The sequence below is a fragment of the Prevotella disiens genome, assembly GCF_900454955.1.
Lineage (GTDB): Bacteria > Bacteroidota > Bacteroidia > Bacteroidales > Bacteroidaceae > Prevotella > Prevotella disiens.
Genome location: NZ_UGTL01000001.1, coordinates 1,756,492 through 1,780,584 on the forward strand (window position 1 = coordinate 1,756,492; position 24,093 = coordinate 1,780,584).

Annotated in this window: 22 protein-coding genes; 10 read left to right on the forward strand and 12 right to left on the reverse strand. The window is 39.0% G+C overall.

The window, feature by feature from the left end; translation table 11 throughout:
- Positions 1-116 precede the first annotated feature (116 nt).
- The 3 genes from DYI03_RS07775 to DYI03_RS07785 all read left to right on the forward strand — a co-directional run bounded on the left by DYI03_RS07775 (position 117) and on the right by DYI03_RS07785 (position 4,228).
- A complete protein-coding gene (locus tag DYI03_RS07775) occupies positions 117-2,174 on the forward strand; it encodes a protein-disulfide reductase DsbD family protein (protein WP_021669026.1) in 2,058 nt (685 codons plus the stop codon).
- Positions 2,175-2,572: 398 nt separating this feature from the next.
- Positions 2,573-3,274: a 16S rRNA (cytidine(1402)-2'-O)-methyltransferase gene (gene rsmI / locus DYI03_RS07780; protein ID WP_021669025.1), complete on the forward strand. Its 702-nt coding sequence runs from the start codon at positions 2,573-2,575 to the stop codon at positions 3,272-3,274.
- Positions 3,275-3,316: 42 nt separating this feature from the next.
- Positions 3,317-4,228 (forward strand): Cbp1 family collagen-binding glycoprotein adhesin, encoded by a 912-nt coding sequence (locus DYI03_RS07785; protein WP_004355897.1) that lies wholly within the window; start codon positions 3,317-3,319, stop codon positions 4,226-4,228.
- Between the two features lie 212 nt (positions 4,229-4,440).
- Here DYI03_RS07785 and DYI03_RS07790 read toward each other — a convergent pair whose 3' ends face one another.
- From DYI03_RS07790 to DYI03_RS07825, 8 genes are all read right to left on the reverse strand, one after another.
- Positions 4,441-4,833: a PqqD family protein gene (locus tag DYI03_RS07790; RefSeq protein ID WP_021669024.1), complete on the reverse strand. Its 393-nt coding sequence runs from the start codon at positions 4,831-4,833 to the stop codon at positions 4,441-4,443.
- 26 nt (positions 4,834-4,859) lie between these two features.
- A complete protein-coding gene (locus tag DYI03_RS07795) occupies positions 4,860-5,345 on the reverse strand; it encodes a S24/S26 family peptidase (RefSeq protein WP_025064450.1) in 486 nt (161 codons plus the stop codon).
- A complete protein-coding gene (locus tag DYI03_RS07800) occupies positions 5,323-6,234 on the reverse strand; it encodes a hypothetical protein (RefSeq protein WP_021669022.1) in 912 nt (303 codons plus the stop codon). Before DYI03_RS07800 ends, DYI03_RS07795 begins: the two co-directional genes overlap by 23 nt.
- 12 nt (positions 6,235-6,246) lie before the next feature.
- Positions 6,247-6,717, reverse strand: coding sequence for a hypothetical protein (locus tag DYI03_RS07805; RefSeq protein ID WP_021669021.1), 471 nt, complete (start codon positions 6,715-6,717; stop codon positions 6,247-6,249).
- 7 nt (positions 6,718-6,724) lie between these two features.
- Positions 6,725-7,588, reverse strand: a complete 864-nt coding sequence (locus tag DYI03_RS07810) for a sigma-70 family RNA polymerase sigma factor (RefSeq protein ID WP_025064449.1) — start codon at positions 7,586-7,588, stop codon at positions 6,725-6,727.
- A gap of 158 nt (positions 7,589-7,746) precedes the next feature.
- Positions 7,747-9,204 carry a S1C family serine protease gene (locus DYI03_RS07815; protein WP_021669019.1) on the reverse strand — a complete coding sequence of 486 codons (1,458 nt, stop codon included), beginning with the start codon at positions 9,202-9,204 and terminating at the stop codon, positions 7,747-7,749.
- A 298-nt stretch (positions 9,205-9,502) separates the two neighbouring features.
- Entirely contained in the window at positions 9,503-10,087 is a 585-nt protein-coding gene (locus DYI03_RS07820) for a LemA family protein (RefSeq protein WP_004355571.1), read from the reverse strand.
- A 33-nt stretch (positions 10,088-10,120) separates the two neighbouring features.
- Entirely contained in the window at positions 10,121-10,879 is a 759-nt protein-coding gene (locus DYI03_RS07825; RefSeq protein WP_036858655.1) for a TPM domain-containing protein, read from the reverse strand.
- A 370-nt stretch (positions 10,880-11,249) separates the two neighbouring features.
- Between DYI03_RS07825 and DYI03_RS07830 the strand changes: the two genes are divergently transcribed.
- From DYI03_RS07830 to DYI03_RS07845, 4 genes are all read left to right on the forward strand, one after another.
- Positions 11,250-12,029, forward strand: coding sequence for a tRNA threonylcarbamoyladenosine dehydratase (locus DYI03_RS07830; protein WP_021669566.1), 780 nt, complete (start codon positions 11,250-11,252; stop codon positions 12,027-12,029).
- Between the two features lie 174 nt (positions 12,030-12,203).
- On the forward strand, positions 12,204-13,109 hold the full coding sequence (locus DYI03_RS07835; RefSeq protein ID WP_004355791.1) for a DMT family transporter: 906 nt from the start codon (positions 12,204-12,206) through the stop codon (positions 13,107-13,109).
- A 231-nt stretch (positions 13,110-13,340) separates the two neighbouring features.
- Positions 13,341-14,243, forward strand: coding sequence for a helix-turn-helix transcriptional regulator (locus DYI03_RS07840; protein WP_021669565.1), 903 nt, complete (start codon positions 13,341-13,343; stop codon positions 14,241-14,243).
- An 82-nt stretch (positions 14,244-14,325) separates the two neighbouring features.
- Positions 14,326-14,649: an HIRAN domain-containing protein gene (locus DYI03_RS07845; RefSeq protein ID WP_004355616.1), complete on the forward strand. Its 324-nt coding sequence runs from the start codon at positions 14,326-14,328 to the stop codon at positions 14,647-14,649.
- 411 nt (positions 14,650-15,060) lie between these two features.
- Here the strand turns inward: DYI03_RS07845 and hcp are convergent, their stop codons facing one another.
- Positions 15,061-16,710 (reverse strand): hydroxylamine reductase, encoded by a 1,650-nt coding sequence (gene hcp, locus DYI03_RS07850; RefSeq protein WP_004355599.1) that lies wholly within the window; start codon positions 16,708-16,710, stop codon positions 15,061-15,063.
- Between the two features lie 168 nt (positions 16,711-16,878).
- On the opposite strand from hcp, the gene DYI03_RS07855 reads away from it, so the two are divergent.
- From DYI03_RS07855 to DYI03_RS07865, 3 genes are all read left to right on the forward strand, one after another.
- Positions 16,879-17,550 carry a Crp/Fnr family transcriptional regulator gene (locus DYI03_RS07855; protein ID WP_021669564.1) on the forward strand — a complete coding sequence of 224 codons (672 nt, stop codon included), beginning with the start codon at positions 16,879-16,881 and terminating at the stop codon, positions 17,548-17,550.
- 245 nt (positions 17,551-17,795) lie between these two features.
- Entirely contained in the window at positions 17,796-19,031 is a 1,236-nt protein-coding gene (locus DYI03_RS07860) for a transposase (RefSeq protein ID WP_458693109.1), read from the forward strand.
- Positions 19,032-19,069: 38 nt separating this feature from the next.
- Positions 19,070-20,665 carry a dipeptidase gene (locus tag DYI03_RS07865; RefSeq protein WP_021668685.1) on the forward strand — a complete coding sequence of 532 codons (1,596 nt, stop codon included), beginning with the start codon at positions 19,070-19,072 and terminating at the stop codon, positions 20,663-20,665.
- 154 nt (positions 20,666-20,819) lie between these two features.
- Here DYI03_RS07865 and DYI03_RS07870 read toward each other — a convergent pair whose 3' ends face one another.
- From DYI03_RS07870 to DYI03_RS07880, 3 genes are all read right to left on the reverse strand, one after another.
- Positions 20,820-21,317, reverse strand: a complete 498-nt coding sequence (locus DYI03_RS07870) for a gliding motility lipoprotein GldH (RefSeq protein ID WP_004355760.1) — start codon at positions 21,315-21,317, stop codon at positions 20,820-20,822.
- On the reverse strand, positions 21,310-22,581 hold the full coding sequence (locus DYI03_RS07875; protein WP_021668684.1) for a PSP1 domain-containing protein: 1,272 nt from the start codon (positions 22,579-22,581) through the stop codon (positions 21,310-21,312). The genes DYI03_RS07870 and DYI03_RS07875 overlap by 8 nt, the downstream gene beginning before the upstream one ends.
- A gap of 83 nt (positions 22,582-22,664) precedes the next feature.
- Positions 22,665-23,786, reverse strand: a complete 1,122-nt coding sequence (locus tag DYI03_RS07880; RefSeq protein ID WP_021668683.1) for a DNA polymerase III subunit — start codon at positions 23,784-23,786, stop codon at positions 22,665-22,667.
- Between the last annotated feature and the right edge of the window lie 307 nt (positions 23,787-24,093).

Here is a 24,093-nt window from a genome sequence, read left to right on the forward strand (position 1 = left end):
TTTGAAAAAAAACATTACCTTTGTAATTCGTTATGCAGAACTTATTTCTAACAAACAAGGAGGCAAACAATCTTAAATTCAAAAAAAATAAAAGAAAAACGTAACATACTGGAACAATGAAATATAAGATTTTATTAGCTCTTTTAGCATTATTCAACTTAGCAGCGATTGCTCAAAATCCTGTACATTTCAGTGTACAACAAAAGAAAGTATCGCCTACCGAAGTAGATGTTATCTTTACAGGTAAGATTGACGGCGGTTGGCACGTTTATTCAACTGGTTTACCAGCCGATGGTCCTACTTCTGCGACACTAACTACCACCAAGGCGGAAGGCGTAAAAGCAATGGGAAAATTAATGGCACGCGGCAATGAATTGAACGTGTTTGATAAAGTGTTTGAAATGAAGTTACGCTATTTTGAACATGCAGTAACTTTCATTCAAAAATATAAAATTACAGGCAAAACTTACAAGGTTGCAGGCTATTTGGAATATGGTGCTTGTAACGATGAAATGTGTATGCCACCAACCAGCGTAGAATTTAGCTACAACGGAGCAGGTCCTGCTGATGCACCAGCAGCTACTCCAACAACGGAAACAGCTGAAGGCGATGCCGCAGCCGATGGTCTTGCAGCTTTAATGGGTGGAACAGCTGACTCAACAGCTACCCTAAAAGGTGATTCTGCCGTTAAAAATGACACGTTAGCAGCTACGTCTAACGCTTCAGTAAACCCTAATGAACTTTGGCGTCCTGTAATAAAAGAACTCAAAGCATTTAGCAATGGGCAAGACGGAGAGAACCATTCTTTGTGGTATATCTTTATTATGGGTGTCGTAGGTGGTTTGGTTGCTTTGCTAACACCATGCGTTTGGCCTATCATTCCGATGACTGTTAGCTTCTTCTTGAAGCGTGCAAAGGGCGACAAACAGAAGGGAATACGCGATGCTATCACCTATGGTATTTCAATTATCGTGATTTATATGGGCTTAGCAGCGATTATTACAGCATTGTTTGGTCCACAAAAACTGAACGAATTGGCAACCAATGCTCCATTTAACATATTCTTTTTCTTGATGTTGGTGGTATTTGCATTAAGTTTCTTCGGCTGGTTCGAGCTTAGCTTGCCTTCTTCATGGGGTAATGCTATTGACAATAAAGCCGCAGCAACAACAGGTTTGCTCTCTATTTTCTTGATGGCTTTCACCCTTTCATTGGTATCTTTCTCTTGTACAGCACCTGTCGTAGGTTTGCTTCTCGTACAAGCAGCAACCAGTGGCGACTGGGTAGCACCAACCGTGGGTATGTTTGGTTTTGCTTTTGCTTTAGCTTTGCCTTTCACCCTCTTCGCTTTGTTCCCAACATGGTTAAAGCAAGCACCTAAATCAGGCTCATGGATGAACATGATAAAGGTGGTATTAGGCTTCATCGAATTGGCTTTTGCCTTCAAATTCTTGTCAGTTGCCGACTTAGCATACAGTTGGCGCATACTCGATAGAGAAACTTTCTTAGCAATTTGGATTGTCATCTTCGGCATAATGGGCTTGTATCTCATTGGTAAAGTGAAGTTCCCACACGACGACCCTGAACAAAAAGCAATGCCTGTACCTGCAATCATGCTCGGTATGATGGCGTTAGCATTCACCGTATACATGATTCCTGGACTTTGGGGTGCACCTTTGAAAGCAGTTAGTGCTTTTGCACCACCAATTTACACTCAGGATTTCAACCTACATCACCAAGAAGTAGAACCAAAATATAAGGATTACGAAGAAGGAATGCTCGCTGCGGCAAAGGCAGGCAAACCTGTATTGCTCGACTTCACAGGCTTTGGTTGTGTAAACTGCCGTAAAATGGAAGGTGCAGTATGGACTGACGCAACAGTAGCAAGCAAGTTGAACAATGATTATATCTTGATTTCACTCTATGTAGACGATAAAACACCATTAGCTCAACCTGTTAAAGTGAAACGTCCTGATGGCACAACACGCACATTACGCACCATTGGCGACAAGTGGAGCTATCTCCAAGAGTCAAAATTCGGCTACTTAGCTCAACCATTCTATGTTACAATAGACAATCACGGAAACCCATTGAGCGGTAGCTTTACTTACAAAGAAGACATCAAAGCATATATCGACTTCCTTGATAAGGGTGTAGAGAACTACAAAAAATAAAAGAAATACATTCAAAACTTGTGGACTAAGCCTCCATAAGTTTTGAAAATAAGACAACAAGAACGCCAATAAACATTGAGAAATCAATAGTTTATTGGCGTTCTGCTTATTCTAGCAATCGTAATCTTACAACACAATGAGAGTCAGTTCATAACAAACTTATAAAAAAAGGTTATTGCAGCAGATTTCAAAACAGGCTATTTTGGTGCTAAAAAGAGCCTGTTTTCACTTTCAAAATAGGCACTTTTAGTCATTCAAATACCAAGCGTGAAAACCGACAAAAGCAACAATAGACTTCGATTAAAGCAGACTTTTAATGAATATGAAATAAAATGACATGTAAAAAATGCTAATTTATTTTGCTCATTAAGAGTTTTCCTTTACATTTGCAAACATATATGGGTATTTTATATCTTGTGCCAACTCCAGTAGGAAATATGGAAGACATGACATTTCGTGCCGTCCGAATCCTCAAAGAAGCAGACCTTGTGTTGTGTGAAGACACGCGAACATCGGGAATTCTGCTTAAACACTTCGATATTAAGAACCATTTAATGGCGCACCATAAGTTCAATGAACACGGAACATCAGCAAATATCGTAAACAGACTAAAAGCTGGTGAAACCATAGCATTGATTTCCGATGCAGGAACACCAGGCATAAGCGACCCTGGTTTCTATTTAGCACGCGAAGCCATAGCTGCTGGAGTAACCGTTCAAACACTACCAGGCGCAACAGCCATGATTCCTGCCTTGGTATCAAGTGGATTTCCATGCGACCGCTTCTGTTTTGAAGGATTTTTACCACAGAAAAAAGGCCGTAAAACCCACATAGAAAGTTTGCAAGACGAAACTCGAACCATGATTTTTTATGAATCGCCTTACCGAATTATAAAAACATTGGAACAGTTCATCGAAGCTTTCGGAGCAGATAGAATGGTGAGTTGCTGCCGAGAAATATCCAAATTACACGAAGAAAGTGTACGAGGAACATTGGAGGAAGTACTCCAACATTTCAAAGAAACAGCCCCACGAGGCGAATTTGTAATTGTACTCGCAGGCAAAGATAAAGAGAAAAAGAAATTAAACAAAAACATTTAATGAAGAATACTCTTCAGAATTATAAATGAAAATAGATAGATTATGAAAAAACTATTAATTTACGCAGCTTGTGGTGCCATGGCACTCACTGCATGTAACCAGAACAAACCTACAATCAACCCTGCTGATATTCAAAATGACTCATTGCGTGCTATCATCAATGCTCGTGACAACGAAGTAAACGACATGATGGCAACTTTGAACCAAATACAACAGGGCTTCGCAGAAATCAACGCGGCTGAAAATCGTGTTACTTTAGCCAAGGAAGGCGAAAGCTCTGACAAGGCAACACAGATTAGAGAAAACATCAAGTTCATTGCAGAACGCATGCAACAGAACCGAGAATTGATTAAGAAACTTCAACAACAATTGCAAGAAACTGGATTCAAGGGCGAAGAAATGCGCAAGACGCTTGGACAAATGACTGCCCAAATGGCTCAAAAAGACAACGAGTTAAAGCAACTTCGTGCTGAATTGGAATCAAAAAATATTCATATTAAGGAACTCGACCAAACGATTTCAGGTTTGAATACCGATGTTTCTAACTTGAAAACTGACAAGGAAAATCTTACAACACAAAAGAATAACTTGGAGACGGAAAAGGCTAATTTGCAAACAGAATCTAAGCAAAAGAGCGAAACTATCTCTACTCAAGACATGCAATTGAACACTGGTTGGTATGTTTTCGGTACAAAGAGTGAATTGAAAGGTCAAAAAATTCTTGCAAGCGGTAAGGTTCTTCAAGGTAGTTTCAACAAAAACTATTTTACAAAGATTGATATCCGTTCAACAAAGGAAATCAAATTGTACAGCAAGAGTGCTACATTGCTCACGGCACACCCAAGCAATAGCTACACACTCGCTAAGGACGCATCGGGACAATATGTTCTACGCATCAGCGACCCACAAACATTCTGGAGTACAAGCAAGTATCTTGTAGTTCAAGTAAAGTAAAATAAGAGTGAAATAAATAAAAAACGAGCATCTCGAGAAGAGGTGTTCGTTTTTGTTTTATACCTATTTGAGAGAAATAGGAATATTCTTGAAGCTATAAAAAGTTGGTTGGTAAGATTCCATTTATCACACTTCAATGTTGAAAATGCAATATCCCTACCCTAATATTTGCCTTGTTGCTTAATTTTTCCCTACTTTTTAGGCAAATCATTCTAATCAAACAGTCGCTTAAAGAAACCTTTCTTCGCTGGCTTAGGCTCTTCTTTTTCAACTATTGGAGCATTTTCTGCTGGTTGATTTGCTAATTCTGATGTTTCAACAATAGGCATATCATCGCCTTCAATAATGCCTGCTCCCGCCCATTGTTCTAATAAATTGGTAACATCAGCCGTAGCGATAGCCTCATCAATATCGTATTCATTCATTAAAATGCGTACCAAATCGCTGACAGAGAAATTGTCTAACTGTTGTGCTTCTTTCCAAAGAAAGGCGGAACTTTCGTTCATTGAAATAATATTGCTAAAGTCTATGTTCTCTTCACCCTCAGCAACAATAATATTTTCGCCACAAACTTGGCGTAAATTAAAACCTAATTTTGTCTTCATTCGTTTTCTTTTTTATTTAGTACTGCTTAAATCACACCAAAGATGGGTATCCATAACCGACGATAAAAACCTAAAAGATAACGTCGAATGGGGCGCAATGCAGTCCAAACACGACTATATATTTTCCATTTTTTACCATCTACTCGGTCTATTTCTGTTCGTCCTTTTCTGTAAAATCCAATAACAGCACCTACAATATCTTTTCTTTGACAATGTTCAGGCGTTAAGTTTCCATCGCCCAATAAGGTAACCTCCTCCCCCTCAATCGCTATAATGCGATGCAATACGTAATTTTTAGGTTCCACTTCAGCCAATACAGGGTCGCCAACAGCGATTTCTTTCGGCTTTACTAACAAGGCTTTATCCCTATTATTTTCTAAAAATGGTCGCATGGAAAAACCTTTTAACTGTAACGTTACAGTATGCCCTTCATTCAACAAACTCACTATTTCTGGTAGAATTAATGCATTCTCAAATTGAATTTCCGTTTTATTTTTTATCATCTTCGGCATCTTTATGCTTTGCTATTGTATTGTAGCACACTTCCGCAGCCTCTTTGTTAGGCAAACAATGTAAAGTATAAATGCTGGTTGTCTCTATAATTTTACTTATTAAGTTGCAAAAAGCATTGTAAATATCCTTGTCCCATTTCATACTGGAACATGATGGCAACACCGAGGCAAAGGCCTGAATTGGTGAAAGTTTCTCTATCGAGTTCGTTTCTGCACGGTCTATACGCGTAATGGCTCCTAATTTTGCTTTAACATTACGATAACATGGTGTCTTTCCACTCCATGGTCCACCAAAAATCCAGAACTCATTATCAATTAAACGAATAATCGGATTATCGTCATTCATAAGGTCTGAGCCAGGAATATAGCGCAACCACATGCTTACTTGCGTTGATTTTCCAGTTCCACTCTTTGCTATAAAAGCATAGCCATAGCCGTTATTTCTCACCAAAGATGCATGCATCAATAATGTATTCTTGTGGACTCCAGCAAATGCGAAGATAAGCATCAGTGCATTATTGAGTCCAAAACGTCGCATGTTATGTCCCCCTTTGAGCGCACATTTACAATCAGAGAAGTCTTTATTTGTTACTAATAAGCAACATGTTTCACCTCTAATATCCTTTATAATATATTGATAGCCACCACTTTCAAGTTTATCAACAATGATATCTCCGTTACCTGTATCAAATGTTCTTATCCGTCTGCATTCCGTTTCAGGTACTCTTGCTAAACTATCATCAACAATAAGTTGAAAAAACAATTCGTCGTCATGCTCGTCCACCATGAATGGCTGCATCGAATACATGAGTTTCATTCCATTGTACGCATCGTTTGCAATAACAATGCGAATATTTAGTTCGGCTATCCTGAATTTATAGGTTTGCATGCTTTTGTGTTTTTATTTCTTTTCTTCTTGTTTTACGTTACTATTTTTTATCTTTTCTTCTCTCAAATCATCTGGTAGCATCGTTTGAAATTTAAATTGAGTAGATGGAATAGCATTTATCACATAAGTTTTCTTTGCCTTTTTGGTATACCTTGCTTGCATTTTAAGGTACTTTTTCATTGCTTCCTTTTCTGTTTTCCCGTATACTACCAAACAAGTTGGGTGATTATTTGCCTGTATGCGCTCAATACAATAACGCAATTGGTAGGAATAATCTTCACGATTGAGTAAGAAATGAGGTTTATCATTGGCTATATACACATCAACAGCTTGTATATCCGTAAAATTTACAATGGAATCGTTGAACGAAATAGACACTCCAAACATATAAACTTTCATGGCTTTGTATCCATCTTTTGCCGACATCGTTGTGGTTATTCCCATCAACATTGTCAAAATAATTAATAATTTTCCGTATTTCATTTTTCTTTTATTTTCCTAAAAAACTTTTTAATCGTTCACTCAGTGAATTTTTGCGTAGTCGAATAATGGCTTTTTCTTTTATTTGCCTTACCCTTTCGCGTGTCAAACCTGTCCTTTCGCCGATTTCTTCGAGCGACATTTCGGGTTGATTAATACCAAAAAAGCATTTTATAATGATTTGTTCACGCTCCGAAAGCGATGCTAAAGCATTGGCTACCTCGGTACTTAAACTTTCTGCTACCAACAAATCGTCAGCCGAAGGAGCGTTTTTGTTAGGCAAGACATCAAGCAAACTGCCCTCTTCATTGCTTGTAAAAGGTGCGTCCATTGACACTTGTGTGGTAGCCATTGCTAATGCTTCGACAATTTTTTCTTCTGGCAAATCAATATGTTCGGTCAATTCCGATAGGCTCGGATAGCGTTCATGCTCTTGCTCGAACTGATTGATAAATTTTCTTATTCTGTTTGCCGACCCCATTTGGTTGATAGGCACTCTCACCATTCTGCTTTGCTCGGAAATGGCTTGCATAATGCTTTGTCTTATCCACCAAACTGCATACGAAATGAACTTAAATCCTCTTGTTTCATCATATTTTTGTGCTGCTTTTATCAGTCCAAAATTTCCTTCATTAATAAGGTCTGGCAGAGCTAAACCTTGATTTTGGTATTGCTTTGCCACCGACACAACGAATCTAAGGTTAGCCTTTGTAAGTCGTTCGAGTGCTTTCTCGTCGCCTTCTCTTATTCGTTTTGCGAGTTCTATTTCCTCGTCCAACCCCACCATAGCTTCACGACTTATATCTTGAAGATATTTTTCTAAGGCTGTACTTTCTCGATTTGTAATCGATTTGGTGATTTTCAATTGTCTCATCTGTATGCGGATTGACATTAAGATGCACAAAATTACGGAAAATCAGCGAGTTAAACGAAAAAAAAACAAATAAAGTCTTATTTTTAATATAAAAAGCCTCGCTGCGCTAACAACAAGGCTTTCTTATTAATTAAAATGATAATGTACCGTCAAGTCTTTTAATCCACCAATGGAACAGCATAGTAGGCTTTCTTTCCTGTTGGATAAACACCTTGAATATAAAGTACTGGGTCTTTACTTGTTGATGCTATTTTAACTAATCTCTGTAATCCTTCGATTGAATTTACGACTTCATCGTTTACCTTTTGGATAATAAAGCCACGATTAATGCCTGCATTGCGCAATGCACCACTATTGATTTTCATTACTTCCAAACCGAACTTAATGTTCAATTGTTTCTTTGTTGCATCTGTAATTGGGCGGAATTGACCTCCAAGAACATCTATATCAGCTTGTTCGATAGGCTTTGTTGTACCTTGAGCATTCTTCAAAGTAATGGTCTTTGTTATTTCTTTCTTATCACGCAAGAAAGTTATTGAAGCCTTATCGCCTGGGCGTTTTGTATTCAAAAGTTGTTGCAATTCAGACATCTTGGTAACTTTCTTTCCGTCAAACTTAACGATTACGTCTTTTTTATGCAATCCTATTTCTGCGCCGTTGCCTTCTTCCGAAACTTTATCAACATACACACCTTCGTTTGTACCGAGGTCTACTGTTTTTCCTTCTTCCTTTTGTGCGTTGATATAGTTGATAACATCGCCTCCTTGAATGCCTAAAATGACACGTTGAACGCTTCCGTACTTCTTAATATCATCAACAACTTTATTCATAATCACAGTAGGAATGGCAAAACCATATCCGCTGTAAGAGCCTGTCTGTGAGTAAAGCATGGCATTAATACCTACCAATTCTCCTTGAACGTTCACCAATGCACCACCAGAGTTGCCTTGATTGATAGCAGCATCGGTCTGTATAAAGCTTTCAACACCACCTTGTGTTGCGCCCAATCCGCGTGCCTTTGCGCTCACGATACCTGCCGTTACAGTGTTATTAAGATTGTATGGGTTGCCCACAGCGATTACCCATTCGCCCACTTTTAGATTGTCAGAATTACCAATAGGCAATGTTGGTAGGTTTTTGCCACTCACTTTTATCAATGCCAAGTCGGTACTTTTGTCAGTTCCTACGACACGAGCCGAAAACTCGCGGTTATCGTTCAGCGTTACAGTAAGTTCGTCAGCACCTTCTACCACATGGTTGTTGGTAACGATATATCCGTCTTCCGAAATGATGACACCACTACCTGTAAGTTGGCGTTTAGGAGTTTGAATTTGTTGTTGGCGTGAACCACCGCCAGGGTTTCCGAAGCCGAAGAAGTCAAAAAATCCTCCAAATGGGTCGTCAGGCACTTCCACCATCTGTGTTTTCGAGTTTTGTGCGTTCTTAATATGCACCACCGCAGGCAATGCTTTTTCGGCAGCATAAGTCAAATCGACAGGTTGTCCTGGTGCTACAGCTTTTGTTTCAGCTCCATATGCTTTGATGAAAGCTGTTGTAGAAAATGTGAGTGCAAGTACACAAGAAGCACCCACTAAAAAATTTCCCATTTTTTTCATAATCTGTTACTTTTATATTTATTTGTCTTATTTGCTTAAACGTGTTGCAAATATAGACCCATTTTTTGTAACCTTGCCAATTTGTCAGTATTCTTTATTCGTATTTAACAATTAAAAAAGCTACCTTAACGTCCATTTATTAGAATGATAGCCAATTTTACATTAGTTCAACATGGTAGTTTTTCATTAAAATACAAAAAGCTCAAGAGAAAAAGAGGACGATCTGGACGAGTCTGACGTGGGTATTAATTTGCGCAAAGTCAGACAAATCCGATGCTTCCTCTTTCCAAAAACTTTCTTAAATATCCAAATCTGGTGCTTTTTCGGCACCTGTCGCAGCCTCAAACTTGGTCATTTTGTCGAAACCAAACATGCCTGCTAAGATTGAATTAGGGAAGTGGCGCACTGTTTGATTGTATTCTTGTACCGACTCATTGTACTTCTTTCGCGCCTCATTGATACGATTTTCTGTACCTTCTTCCTGCACTTGCAATGCCTTAAAATTCTCGCTTGCCTTGAGTTCTGGGTAAGCCTCAGCCACAGCTATTAAGCGTGAAAACGCCTGTGTCACTTGGTTTTGAGCCATTTCATACTCTTTCATCTTTTCAGGTGTGAGGTTATCAGCGTCCAAATGTATTTGTGTAGCTGCGTTGCGTGCCTTCGTTACGGCTTCGAATGTTTCTTTTTCGTGTTTTGCGTATGCCTTCACAATCTTTGCCAACTGTGGCATCATGTCGGTTCTGCGCTGATATTGCGCTTGCACATTGCTTAAAGCAGTAGTAGCCAATTCTTGTTTATCCACCATACCATTGTAGCCTGAGAATGCCCAAATACCGAGCAAAGCCACAATCGCTATCACAATTAATAATGTTTTATTTTTCATTTCCTTATAGTTAATAATGTTATTCTGTTTTTCTTACCAACCGCCGCCAGCACCGCCGCCACCGAAGCTGCCACCGCCGAAACTTCCGCCACCAAAACCTCCACCAAAGTGTCCATCATTTATATGTCCTGGGTTACCCCAAAAGAAAGGACCAAAACTGCGGCTGCCTCTTCCATGTCCGCCATTGCCACCTTTTCCTCCTTTGCTAATCGACCAAACAATCCAAAAGATTACTATCAACAAGATAATAGCACTCATGGCGTCTGCGGCATCATTGCTTTCGCCTTGTTCTACCCCCGTTTTTCCTGTTTTAAACTTTGAATAAACAGCTTTTGCAGTACTGAGCATTGCCTTATCAATGTTACCCAATCGCATATTTTTTACGATACATGCTTGGGCTATATCATCGCAATCCACATCGGTTAAGTCGCCCTCCAAACCGTCGCCAGGGGCTATAAAGTAGCGTCTATCTTCCACAGCAACAACCACAACGAGACCTCTGTCGGTTTTCTTATCGCCTACACCTTGTTTGTTACCAATATCTTGCGCCACACGAAAAGCATCGCCCGATTCAACATTAGACACGATAACAAAGACGGCTTGAATGCCGCTTTCCTTTTCCAACCTACTCAAATATAAATCAGTAGAATCGCGTAAGGCGTCCGACATGATGTTTTCAGGGTCGCAAACATAGCGGCGTGCATCTTGCAAATGCACCATAGGAATATCGTTAGCTGTCCAAACTTTAGCCAAAACTTGCTGACTAAAGCATGAAAAAATAAATGCTAACATTGCAATTGCATACCTATTCATGGCTGCAAAGATAACACATTTCAACAATAAACCAAGATTTCTCGTTGATAAAAGCTAAGAATAATTGATGAAACTTTCAAGAAAATAAAAAAGTAGAGAACATACCAAAAACTCAAATAGGCTATTTTGCACTGCAAAACCGCCTATTTTGAAGTTCAAAAGAGCCTATTTTAAATTTTAAAGCGATTGTACAATGAACCATAAAATAATATATTCGTCAAGCACACCGCTTGCAAAGCACAAGAAAAATAACAAAAACAGCAGAAAAACTGCCATTCTATGGGAATGATATCGTAACTTTGCATCAAATTTTAGCAGCAATACTTTGCACGAAAAGCAGAAATACATTATGGAAAATCAGTTTTCAAGAACAGAACTTTTATTGGGTAGCGAAGCCATGACAACATTGACAAACAGCCATGTGCTGGTCTTTGGCGTCGGTGGAGTTGGTGGCTATGTTGTAGAAGTATTGGCACGTAGCGGAGTGGGCAACATTGATATTGTCGATGACGACCATGTGGGACTGTCCAACATCAATCGTCAAATCATTGCTACACACTCTACACTCGGCGAAGCGAAAGTAGACGTAGCAGAACGCCGCATTAAAGACATCAACCCAGCATGCAAGGTAACGAAATTTGAAACGTTTTATTTGCCAGAAAGTGCTGATATATTCGACTTTACACAGTACGATTATGTGGTAGATTGCATTGATACGGTCGTAGCAAAACTCGATATTATAACCCGTTGCCACAACTTACACGTCCCCATGATAAGCAGTATGGGAGCAGCTTTCAAATTAGATGCAACCCAATTTATAGTAACCGATTTATTTAAGACCATCAACGACCCATTAGCAAAGGTATTGCGCAAAAAACTAAGAAAGACCAATGTGCGCGATATAAAGGTGGTTTATAGCCCCGAAGAACCGCTCACAAGCATGAGAGTAAGCCAAAACAAGCCAAACACAAACAAAGAAAACGAAGAAACCATAGCCCACCAAAAACGATTAACACCTGCTTCCAACGCATGGGTACCCGCTACGGCAGGACTAATCATTGGCGGTGAAGTCATTAAAGATTTGTGCATTTCAAAAAATACATTAAGAAAATCGAACGAAAAGAAATAGTAAAATCACAACAATATATTATTCTTTTCTTCCGATTTTAGACCTCAAATAGTTAAAAGCAACATAAAAAACGTATAATTTTCAATCTTTGCTAATTTTAAGTCGGTTAATATTTTGTTCTTAATCTAAAATTTCCTAACTTTGCGCTACTTTAAATCATACAAGAATAATTTTATGCCTAACATAGTTAAAGAGAGTAAGAATAGAGTGGTACTCTATCATCTTATCGCAATATTGGTTGTAAGTATTTGGGGAGCAACTTTGGTAAATACAAAAGTTGTTATTCAAGGTGGCATGCGACCTGATGAAGTTTTTCTTTCACGTTATATCATTGCTTATCTCGCTATGTGGACACTGTCGTACAAGAAGCTATGGTCAGCCAATCTCAAAGACGAATTACTAATGGTAGCTTGTGGTGTATTGGGAGGTTCACTCTATTTTATTCCAGAAAACTTTGCGGTAGAAGTAGGTAGCGTAAATGATATTAGCTTTATCCTTTGTACTTCGCCCTTGTTTACCATGTTTTTAGCGATACTTTTCTGCAAAGAAAAACTCACAAAATCGTTGGCAATAGGTTCACTCATAGCCCTCATCGGTGTGTCGTTCATCATCTTTGGTGGCAATAGCGAATGCAAAACAGCAAGCAATCGTGTCTTGGGCGACGCTTTAGCATTGCTCTCTACGGCTTGTTTTGGTGCTTACTGCTTGCTGCTAAAACCATTAGGAAAAAAATATGGCGCCGCTTTCCTCACCCGTAAAATGTTCTTCTATGGTGCATTGACAAGTCTTCCATTGTTCATTATTACTCCTTGGGAATATCCATTGCAAAATTTCTTGACCGACTTACCTGTTACTTTCAACCTTCTTTTCCTTGGTTTGGTGGCATCGTTCTTTGGTTTTGGTGCATGGAGTTACGTTACAGAAAAAGTAGGAGCAGTGAAAATTGCCAACTACAACTATCTCAGTCCAATTTGTACCGTCATCATTAGTGCAATCTTCTTAGGCGAACAAATGACCATCGAAGCAGCTATCGGTAGTGCTTTAATCCTCGTAGGAGTATTCTTTGCGAACAAAAAATAAGCCAAATTACACCTTATTATATTATATAGGCGCACAAAAGCAAATAAAAAATTAAGGCTATTTGAGAAATAGAAACAATAGATTAACACATTATATTTAACCCCTCGAAAAAATCCAATGGTTCTTTCGAGGGGTTAAACGTAAAATAAAGAAATCTTATAAGAGGTAATCCAAAACCCAATCCATGTAACAATAAAACAAAATAGAAACAGACTAAATTCATAAAAAACAATGGCTAAAGAAATTTTTAGACGATACATTTGGTTGGTAGATACCATACGACGTGGGAAAGGACTCACTTTTGAAGAAATAAACAATGCTTGGCAAAGGAGTTGCTTAAACGAATATGGCACAGAACTATCAAAAAGAACATTTAGAAATTGGCTCAATGCACTGCCAACCGCACTCGGAATTTGGGTTGAATGTGCCCGAAAAGCACCGTTCAGATATTATATTATGGAAGATGAGAGTAACCATAACGACTTAATAAAATGGACAATGAACGCTTACTCTATTGGAAATATAATGTCGGAAAACAGATTGCTGCATGAAAGAATACTGCTTGAAGATATTCCAACAGCCAACGAAACATTGGAAATAATCTGTAATGCAATGCGTCATAATCACCAAATTTACATGAAATATAAGCCTTTTGGAGGAAATTCTGATTATGATTTTGAAACAAAACCATACGCATTGAAATTAAATGAACGACGTTGGTACCTCGTAGCCCATAGTGACAAGCACAATAAAGAATTTACATACGGACTTGATCGCATCATTGAAGTAAGAGAACTTGACAAAACATTTGAAATTTCACCTACATTTTCGGCAAAAAGAAAATTTAAATCTTGTATTGGAATGCATTCTAATGAGGATAGTCCTGTGGAATTGATACGCCTAAAAGTTACAGGGTACGTTAGAGATTACATTGAAACGCTACCCATTCACGACTCACAAGAAATTGAAGAAAGAACAACTGATTATACCATCTTTCGGTTTCATCTAATAGAAAATTACGAATTAATTGATACAATTACGGGATTAGGCGCGCATTGCGAAGTTATTGAACCACTTTCATTGCGTAAAGCTGTACGAGAAAAAGCTGAAGAAATAGCAAAAATCAACAAATAAATTAATATTTTTGCACAATAGGAAAAGTTTTAGCACAGTGTTATCCTAACTTTGCATCATAATCTTTAAAAACATTACAGTTATGAAAAGAAAGTATTACATAAACACAAGAGTTGCAGGAGTACAATATAATGAGGCTATATTCTGTGTTGAAGAGCTTAAAAATGGCAAGAAACTTAAATTAGTGCGCGAAGAAGATAACAAATTCGACCCAAATGCCATTGCGATATATTGCGATGAATGTAAAATCGGGTACATTCCAAGCGATGAAAATGAAGAACTTGCAATCTTTTTAGACCAAGGTTGGGGTAATATTTTTGAAGTGTATATATGTCAATACAATCCAGAGCAACACCCTGAAAAACAAATTGCTATTAATATATATGTGAGAAAAAACGAGAAATAAGCAGAACAAGGGAATATAAAACTAATAAAATAATTTCATTCGTACATAAAAGTAAAATAAAAATTATTCATATAAAACATAAATCCACAATGGGTAAATGGGTAGTTTCTAAGACTATCATTGTGGATTTATTTTTTATCTATTTCTCTCATACCATTATTTTAGGTAAAACATCAAAAAACGTGAGCGAATGAAGACTATTTCGTAAAGTGTCATTTTACTGTAAAACTCAACTACTCGTCTTGTATTTCTAACTTTCAAAATTTTAATTTCTTGTGAAAGAATACAATACGAGTTGTTGAGTTTATGAAAAAATCATACTTGACAGACTATCCCATTGTTTTAAAATATATTTGTTAAATAAAAGAGAAAAACAATTTTGTATTCCACCAATGAGTTGGGACAATCCACTTAACCTATCATAGTTTTCAAATCTTCTTCTACTGTTGTAATTCCGCCTAAGTCAAATTGCTCAACAAGCACTTTGAGAACGGCTGGAGAAACAAAAGCAGGAAGAGTTGGTCCAATGTGGATATTCTTTATACCCAAACTTAGGAGAGCAAGCAAAACAATAACTGCTTTTTGTTCGTACCATGCAATATTGAAAGCTATTGGAAGGTCATTTATATCATTTGCTCCAAAAATTTCTTTTAACTTCAAAGCTACTACCGCCCATGTGTAAGAGTCGTTACATTGACCTGCATCTAATACGCGAGGAATGCCATTTATATCGCCTAAATTCAACTTATTGTACTTGTATTTGGCACAACCAGAAGTTAAAATCACTACATCTTTTGGTAGTTGTTGGGCAAATTCGGTATAATAGTTACGGTCTTTGAAACGACCATCGCAACCACCCATGACTACAAACTTACGAATAGCACCACTTTTCACAGCCTCAACAATTTGGTCGGCTAACGAAAGTACTTGATTATGGGCAAATCCACCGATGATTTCGCCTTCTTCTATTTGGATTGGAGCTTGACACTTCTTAGCTATTTCGATTACTTCAGAGAAATCTTTATGCCCTTCGGTATTGGTTTCAATATGTTTCCACCCGGGGAAACCTGTTGCATTCATTGTAAATACACGGTCGTTATAGTTGGCATTCTTTGAAGGTGGTACAATACAGTTGGTTGTAAAAACGATAGGACCATTAAAACTTGCAAACTCTTCCTTCTGTTGCCACCATGCGTTACCATAATTACCCACTAAATTTTTGTATTTCTTGAGCTTTGGATAGTAATGAGCTGGCAACATTTCGCCGTGTGTGTAAACATCAATACCTGTGCCTTCGGTTTGCTTTAAAAGGTCTTCAATATCGTGAAGGTCGTGTCCACTAATCAAAATACCAGGATTCTTGCCCACTCCGATATTAACTTTTGAAATTTCAGGATTGCCGTATGCGGTAGTGTTTGCTTGGTCTAACAATGCCATTACGTTCACGCCGTTTGTTCCTGTTGCAAGAACCGTATTGAGCAAAGTGTTCATATCAGCATCGGGATTGGTAATAATAGCCAAAGCCTCGCATACAAAATCGGTAATTTTCTTGTCGTAAAATCCTAAACGTGAGGCATGTTCATAATAAGCAGCAAGACCTTTTAAACCCAACATGGTAAGTTCTTTAAGCGAACGCAAGTCTTCGTTTTCGGTGCGAAGAATGGTTTGTGCATCGCCCTCATGGTCGTAATCGGCTTTTTCGCCACCCCACTCTACTTCACGATAAGAAGGCAACACTACGTTATTTGTTTCTGCAATGAGTATCAATTTTTTCTTCAAAGCAATGCCTGCATCTACTCGACGAAGAATAGAAGGGTCGTCAAAATTGGCATTGGTTATGGTACAGAACAAAGCGTCCATAATAAAATGGTCTACTTCGGCAATACTTTCAACATTATTTTGGCGCAAATTATACTCGATGGTTGCTATACCACGAACCACACTTAGGAGCAAGTCCATATATTTTGAAGTTGAAGGCAATTTACCACACACACCTTTAATTGTACAGCCAGTGCCTTTCGCAGTTTCTTGACACTGATAACAGAACATTTGATTTTCCATTTTTCTTTCTTATTCGTTTTAAAATTATGTTGCAAAATTACGTTTTCAAAAATCTGCCAAAGGTAACAAATGTTACTTGTGCTGCATAAAAGATGTTAAATAAATTCGTTACATTGCGTGAAAGCCCTATTTTTGTAGGCTACAAAAGTAAAACAGAGGGAAACATAAATGGAGAAAGATATAATAAACGCATTGGCTACATGCCCATTATTTGCAGAAATGGATTTTTACGAGATAGAAAATCTATTGGATAGTGTGCAATATGAACTCGTAACTTACGCTAAAAAAGACATTTACGGCATTACGGGAATGCCTATAAAATATGCCGACATCGTAGTAAAAGGCGAGTTTAAGGCAAAAATGATGGGACTTTCGGGCAAAATAGTTGAAGTTAGTCGTTTGACTTCGGGCAATATGATAGCACCAGCATTTATTTTTTCAAAAGAGAACAAACTCCCTGTAACGGTGGAAGCCGAAGAAACGACAACAATTTTCCGTATGAGTGCGCAGGAACTAAAACGACTGATTGACACAAACGAGCAGATTCGTAGCAACTACATACAAACGTTATCGAACATTCAGGTGTTTTTGACACGAAAAATGCGCATATTATCGCTACTTACGGCAAGAGAAAAGGTGGTTTATTTTATTCTTTCAGCCGCCAAAGAGCAAGGGTCGAACATTGTAAAACTCGACAAATCGCGTCAAGAAATAGCTGATTCATTCGGCATACAAAAATTTTCACTGCTCCGCTGCCTGTCTGAATTGACAGAAAATGGGGCTATTGAGGTAAACGGCAAAACCATAAAAATACTTGATAGAAACAAAATGAATTTATAAACATAGAGAATTTCCATACTTTTCAATATTCTTTTGGCTTATAAAAGAAAATACCTTACCTTTGCACTCGTTAGCAACATCTTTTTAAAAGAAATGTTTTTACTGACAATCTAACTCTCAATACTCTGTTAATAATCACATAATTGTTTGAAAATGAGCGAATTGATTAACAAAACATAACTAAATAAATTTGGCTAAGTGCCTGATTTTCAGTACCTTTATAATTTATTCAAGACTTTAAAAGTATGATGATTTCAGAACCACTTAGCCAATATGAGGAGATCCTCAAGGGTGCAATCCGTACATCAATGAAAGAATCTGGTGCAAAGTTAGCAAAAACTTTCCAGACTCTGCTCATCGAGATACTGACTTTATATATGATTCTACCCAGAAAGATAAACTTCACACAGATGGCTCGCTACGGCAAGCATGGCGAGCAGACCTATCGTCAGAATTTCAACCGCAAGAAGAAAGACTGCATTGATTGGCTTCTGTTGAACCTGTCTCTTGCAAGGCGTGTGTTGGAAATGGAAGGCTTACTTGCCATTGCCATAGACCCATGCTATATCAGCAAGGCCGGGAAGAAGACTCCTCATATCGGACGGTTCTGGTCGGGATGTGCAGGGGCGGTGAAGCACGGACTTGAAATCATGGGCATCGGCTTGCTGGATGTTGCCAACAACAAGTGCATGATGCTGCGTGCCCATCAGACAATAGGGAACTCCGCGCTGAAGATGAGGAACAAGACACTCGTCGAATATTACATCAGTGTTATGAAGCGGTATTCAAAGAAACTGCTGAGTATCACTGATATAGTAGTGGCTGATGCATTCTTCTCCACATCCACGTTCGAGAAGGGCATATCGGAGCTTGGCTTCTATCTGGTCAGCCGCTTCCGTGACAACGCTTGCCTGCATTACATTCCCAAGAGGGAAAAGAGGCGTGGACGACCAAGAGTCAAGGGAGACAAGATTGACTTGGCAAACCTCAACCTCTCATGCATGGAAGAACTGCACATTGATGGACTGGACGGAAAGGCGTACACCCTCGAGGCTTATGCCAAGGCTCTGAAGAAGAGGGTGCGACTTGTCATCTGGCGAATGCCAGGTGGAAAGTGCAAGTTGTTCTTCTCGACAAAACTCTCAATGACGGGTGAGGAAGTATTGAAGACATACCGCACTCGTTTCCAGATAGAGTTCTGCTATCGCGACAGCAAGCAGTTTACGGGACTTATGGATTGTCAGGCAAGACACAAGAGACAGCTAGACTTTGCGTTCAACGCATCGTTTGCCTCACTGAATGCCGCCAAGGTCTTCATGAAAGACAATGGTATGGACAATTCCATGGCAAAAGTTAAGTCGTTGATGTTCAATGCGAACTATACGAAATTAATTTTCGATATATCCCGATGCCGACCGAACCGAACTTTAATTAGTAAGATTGTCAAAGAACTCATTGGTTGGCAGCCTAAGGCTGCGTAGCCATATACTCAAATTTTAACGAACTATTGAACTCTACTATGATGAAAAAAATAATGCTTTTTTGTGCAGTATGGTTTGCTGCGCTATCAATTACAGCCCAAGTAACAGCAGAAGATATGACTGTTGGGCAATCATGCACCAGTATTATGGTGGGCAAAAATGCTTCCGCTACGGGAGAAGTGATTACATCGCACACTTGTGATGGCAACTATCGTTCATGGATGACCATGGAACCTGCGCGAGATTACCCCAAAGGGGCTATGCATCAGGTACTTCGTGGAACATTACACACCGCTTTTCGCAATGACACAGTAGGCGTAAAAGTAATTGGAGAGCTGCCCGAAGTTGCTCATACTTACGCTTATTTGAACACAGGCTACCCTTGTTTGAACGAAAAACAATTGGCTATTGGCGAAAGCACATTCGTTGGACCAGAAAAATTGCAAAATCCTAAAGGCTGGTTCTTTATTGAAGAATTACAACGCATAGCTCTTCAACGTTGCGACAATGCTCGTGATGCCATAAAATTAATTGGCGAACTCGTGAAAAAATATGGTTATGGCGACTATGGAGAATGTTTGACCATTGCCGACCGCAACGAAGTTTGGCAAATGGAAATCATTGGTGCTGGCAAAGATGTTATTGGCGGTGTTTGGGTGGCTAAACGTGTGGCTGATAACGAAGTAGCAGTATCATGCAACATTCCTCGCATTGGTAAATTAGAACGTGGCAGTGCCGATTTTATGTGTTCCGACAATGTTGAAAAGGTGGCTTTAAAGAATAAATTGTGGGACGGCAAGGGCGAATTTTGCTTCTGGCGTGCCTATAATTGCGACTATGCAAAGGGCAAAAACTTTTTGGAACGTGAAATGTTTATCTTCAATAGTTTGTTGGGAGAAGAACGTTTTAACATGAATCTTCCCGAGCTTCCTTATTCTATTGTGCCCAAAGAAAAGGTTAGCGCACAGAAAGTTATGGAGTTATTCCGTGCTACTTACGAAGGAACTCAATATGATATGTGCAAGAATTTGAAGACTGTTGTTACCAAAAAAGATAAAGACGGTAAGGCCTACAAAGATACAATACAAAGTCCTGTGGCCAATCCGTGGATGGGAGGCAACATGATGCGCACGCTCAACTACCTTGATAGCAAGGCTGTTACTTTCCATCGTGGCATTAGTGTGGCATGGTGTAGCTACAGTTGGGTAGCTCAATTACGCCGCGATTTACCAGATGCTGTCGGTGGTGTAGTATGGATGAGTCTTGACAATCCAGCAGAATCGCCTCGCATACCAATTTTCTGTGGTACTACCAAATTGCCTTCAGCTTTTGCTCGTTGTGGTAACAAGGTTTATGGCGACGATGTAGCGATGTGGCAATACCGCAAAGCTAACAAATTGGCTACTGTAGCATGGCAGCAAACCAAGAAAATGGTGAATAAAGCTGTCCTTGACGAACAAGAACGTGCTTTCCGTGGATTGGCAAATCTGGAACAAGAAGTGAAAAAATCATCGTCAAAAGATGAAATATCATCGCTTCTCAACAATTATACCTACGATGTATATCTACATACCAGCAATCATTGGCAACAAATGGAAAGAAAATTGTGGCAGAGATTCGGTATGGGCTTCTAAAAATGCAAGGCATATAAAAGCCCAAATATAATCTATAAGAATAGGCGGAATATCACCCAATGAGGGTCGATATTCCGCCTATTTCTTTATTGAAGTTTACCAATCTATGCTAAAAAGGTGTGAGAGCGTAGCCCTGCTCTTATGCTTAACAAGGTCAATTGTGGGTCAATCTAATACCCACATCACTGATTCCAGGGAGCATATCACGGCTCATAATGTGGCGAACAGCAATGTTTAAAGAGTCATTTTCTTGTAGTGTAAATGATGAAACATGGTTCATTAATTCTGTATTTGCTATCCCACGCTTTCCCACCAAACGCCCATTATTGTCAATAATCCTGCAAGTAATCGTATCTTGGTAATTATCTTGCATTTGCTTTTTCTTTGTTTCAGGGTGAATAACAGTCCGTTCAACAATTAGCGTGATAGTTTTGTAAGGATAATTTTGAGTCGCTCGTAGTCCTAACTCCATGCTATACGTGCCTTTTTTCTGCTTATTGATTGAAAAAATTGCCGTATCGTTGCGTTCCCAACCCTCTAAAGCCACCGCTTTATAGTGGTCGAACGTGCGCCCATCATTGCAAGCTACCATTGCAAAAAAGGTAGCCAACAATGCCAAAAAGCTCGAAAAGGAAATGTTTTTCCTATTCATTATCTCTTCTGTTTGGGTTGCGTTGTGGTCTGTCGCCCTGTTGATTAGGACGACGATTAGGTCTTCCGTTTCTTCTTGGGCGTTGTTGATTATATTGTTCTTGCGGTTGTTCCCGTTGCTGATTGCGGTTTTCCCGTTGCTGATTGTTATTCTTTCTATTATTTTTTTGTTTGTTTCGCTTTGCTTTTTCTTTGTCAAAACGGCTAAGGTCAGCTCCTTCCAAAAGGTCAATAGGCTTTTTGCTTTGCTTGACTTGTCCGTTATGTGTTAGCGACAAAGGTTTTTCTCCTTCGCGGTTCATTTCAATAATTTCTTTTGCACGCTCTGCTGTAATCGTTTCAAGGTTCACAGCTAAGTACTTATCGGTAGAATAAGTGCAAAGACCATTCAATATATCGGTTTTGAATAGGAAGTATTCAGCGTCAGAGGTGTACAAATGAGTATCCTTATTCGGCAGTTTTTTACTTGCTTCCATGTAGTCGTCCACTTCATAGTTAAGGCAACATTTTAGTTTTGCACACATTCCCGCCAACTTTGTAGGATTCAACGAGATGTCTTGGCAACGTGCTGCATTGGTAGAAACGCTTGAAAAGCTTTTCATCCATGTAGCACAACAGAGTTCTCTTCCACACGGACCTGTTCCGCCAATGCGTCCTGCCTCTTGTCGTGCGCCAATTTGCTTCATTTCAATGCGTACATGAAAGGCTGCCGCAAGGTCTTTTATAAGTTGTCGGAAGTCGACACGCTCGTCAGCAATATAATAGAAAATGGCTTTATTGCCGTCGCCTTGAAATTCTACATCACCAATTTTCATGTCCAAATTGAGCGATTTCGCTATTTGTCGGCTCTCTATCATGGTGCGATGTTCGCGTGCTTTTGCCTCGTGATATTTCTCCATGTCCACCTCTTTTGCAATTCTGTAAACATTTTTAATATCGTCTGGCGACTTTATCCCTGTTGCTTTTTTTAATTGCAGTTTCACCAATCTTCCTGTTAATGTTACCACACCGATGTCATGTCCAGGGCTTGCTTCTACAGCAACAATGTCGCCCTTTTGCAAATCAAGGTTGTTCACGTTGTGATAATATCCCTTGCGTGTGTTCTTGAATTGCACTTCCACAAGGTCGGTAGTATCTGTATTGCCTGGTACGTCTTCTAACCAATCGTATGTATTCAATTTATTATCTTGACGTCCACAAGCCTTATGGCACAGCCCACGGTCGCAGCCTGTCCATAGCTTAAATTTCATATCTTTGTAATCCATTCTGTAATGATTGTGCCTTGCTTTCTAATTTTCGTTTGTCAATTATGGCAAGGGTATATGTTGATTTTAAATGTGCTTATTTATTATTTTCTTAATATCAGAACTATGACTTTCAGTGCCATATCGTAGAAGACAATCTTTGCATTTGCATTTTGTCCTATATCGTGGTGGCAGGTTTCAAATAGTTCGTTTATTTCTATCACATTGGTTTCGTTGATGAAGCGAGCAAAGTTTTTGGCAAAATGCTCCTCTTCTATTGTCATGTAGGTGAGTTCGCTATTGCCAAAATTAAAGATAAAGTTCTCGCGTACTTGCTGTTGAAAGTAGACTAACATACGGCGTTGCTTTTCTCTTCCGAGCGTAGCTACCATTTCTGTCCATTGTTTCAATCCTTTTAAGTTACGCATATAGCTCAATCGCATGAGATTTTGGAATAGTTGCAGGAACTCGTTTGCTTCGTTGTTGTTGCTCAATGTTTCTATTGCTTTGAGCCAACTGCCTCGTGCTATGCGTGCTATACGATGTGCTGCATCAGCCTCTAATCCTCTTTGGGCTATCAATGCTTGTTCTATGGCTTCGTCATCAATGCGCTTTACGTCAATGCGTTGGGTGCGACTAACGATTGTTTCCAATAGTTTTTCGGGTTCTTCGCTTACCATAAGGAATACCGTACCTTCTGATGGTTCTTCCAATAGTTTCAAAATTTTGTTTGCCGAAGTTTGGTTCATTCTCTCTGGCAGCCAAATAATCGAAATTTTATAGCCTCCTTGGCTTGATTTTAACGATAAGTTTTTTGCAATATTATCACTTTCTGCCGCTGTTATAATGGCTTGTTGGCTAGTAGCATTCATTTCTTCCATCCACTGCCGAATGTTGAAATAAGTACCTTTGCTTATCAAATTGTGCCATTCTTTTGCAAAATCGCTACTTATGGGTTGGTGTTCACTGCCCATATTTGGCGTTTTTATGGTAGGAAAAGTGAAATGTAAATCGGGGTGTTCCCATTTATTCAACATTGCTTTGGTATTCTCTGGAGCGGTCGATGAGATTTCTAATAAATGACAAGCAAATGCCATAGCCAACGCCATTTTGCCACTTCCGTAAGGTCCACAAAATAGTAGCGCGTGCGGAACGTGCTTGTCTGCAGCCATTTTCATGAGCCTTTGCTTTGTTTCTTCTTGTCCTATAACTTCTGAAAAATCCATTTTTGCTTTGTCGAAATTGGGCTCTGTCCCCTTTTTTATTGCATACTTAGGCTACAAAGTTAGCAAATAAAAACGAATAACTTGTTTAAATTGCCAACTAATTATGGAGCACCTGTGGGCGGTGTGCCTTCTTTTTTTGTATTTGAGCAGAAAAGCGATTGACCCTTGACGACAAAAGATATTTATTACACATTAAAACCACCTTTTTCTGACTTCATAACTTTTCTCAATCGACCTTATATGTGCTTGATAATCAATATTGGTGTTTTTTTTCGTTTGGGTAATGCACCGAAATTCATATAAAATA

Bases quoted from the DNA above. Each gene is read 5' to 3' on its own strand.
- DYI03_RS07775 (WP_021669026.1), top strand. From the start codon at position 117: ATGAAATATAAGATTTTATTAGCTCTTTTAGCATTATTCAACTTAGCA.
- rsmI (WP_021669025.1), top strand. From the start codon at position 2,573: ATGGGTATTTTATATCTTGTGCCAACTCCAGTAGGAAATATGGAAGAC.
- DYI03_RS07785 (WP_004355897.1), top strand. From the start codon at position 3,317: ATGAAAAAACTATTAATTTACGCAGCTTGTGGTGCCATGGCACTCACT.
- DYI03_RS07790 (WP_021669024.1), bottom strand. From the start codon at position 4,833: ATGAAGACAAAATTAGGTTTTAATTTACGCCAAGTTTGTGGCGAAAAT.
- DYI03_RS07795 (WP_025064450.1), bottom strand. From the start codon at position 5,345: ATGCCGAAGATGATAAAAAATAAAACGGAAATTCAATTTGAGAATGCA.
- DYI03_RS07800 (WP_021669022.1), bottom strand. From the start codon at position 6,234: ATGCAAACCTATAAATTCAGGATAGCCGAACTAAATATTCGCATTGTT.
- DYI03_RS07805 (WP_021669021.1), bottom strand. From the start codon at position 6,717: ATGAAATACGGAAAATTATTAATTATTTTGACAATGTTGATGGGAATA.
- DYI03_RS07810 (WP_025064449.1), bottom strand. From the start codon at position 7,588: ATGAGACAATTGAAAATCACCAAATCGATTACAAATCGAGAAAGTACA.
- DYI03_RS07815 (WP_021669019.1), bottom strand. From the start codon at position 9,204: ATGAAAAAAATGGGAAATTTTTTAGTGGGTGCTTCTTGTGTACTTGCA.
- DYI03_RS07820 (WP_004355571.1), bottom strand. From the start codon at position 10,087: ATGAAAAATAAAACATTATTAATTGTGATAGCGATTGTGGCTTTGCTC.
- DYI03_RS07825 (WP_036858655.1), bottom strand. From the start codon at position 10,879: ATGTTAGCATTTATTTTTTCATGCTTTAGTCAGCAAGTTTTGGCTAAA.
- DYI03_RS07830 (WP_021669566.1), top strand. From the start codon at position 11,250: ATGGAAAATCAGTTTTCAAGAACAGAACTTTTATTGGGTAGCGAAGCC.
- DYI03_RS07835 (WP_004355791.1), top strand. From the start codon at position 12,204: ATGCCTAACATAGTTAAAGAGAGTAAGAATAGAGTGGTACTCTATCAT.
- DYI03_RS07840 (WP_021669565.1), top strand. From the start codon at position 13,341: ATGGCTAAAGAAATTTTTAGACGATACATTTGGTTGGTAGATACCATA.
- DYI03_RS07845 (WP_004355616.1), top strand. From the start codon at position 14,326: ATGAAAAGAAAGTATTACATAAACACAAGAGTTGCAGGAGTACAATAT.
- hcp (WP_004355599.1), bottom strand. From the start codon at position 16,710: ATGGAAAATCAAATGTTCTGTTATCAGTGTCAAGAAACTGCGAAAGGC.
- DYI03_RS07855 (WP_021669564.1), top strand. From the start codon at position 16,879: ATGGAGAAAGATATAATAAACGCATTGGCTACATGCCCATTATTTGCA.
- DYI03_RS07860 (WP_458693109.1), top strand. From the start codon at position 17,796: ATGATGATTTCAGAACCACTTAGCCAATATGAGGAGATCCTCAAGGGT.
- DYI03_RS07865 (WP_021668685.1), top strand. From the start codon at position 19,070: ATGATGAAAAAAATAATGCTTTTTTGTGCAGTATGGTTTGCTGCGCTA.
- DYI03_RS07870 (WP_004355760.1), bottom strand. From the start codon at position 21,317: ATGAATAGGAAAAACATTTCCTTTTCGAGCTTTTTGGCATTGTTGGCT.
- DYI03_RS07875 (WP_021668684.1), bottom strand. From the start codon at position 22,581: ATGGATTACAAAGATATGAAATTTAAGCTATGGACAGGCTGCGACCGT.
- DYI03_RS07880 (WP_021668683.1), bottom strand. From the start codon at position 23,786: ATGGATTTTTCAGAAGTTATAGGACAAGAAGAAACAAAGCAAAGGCTC.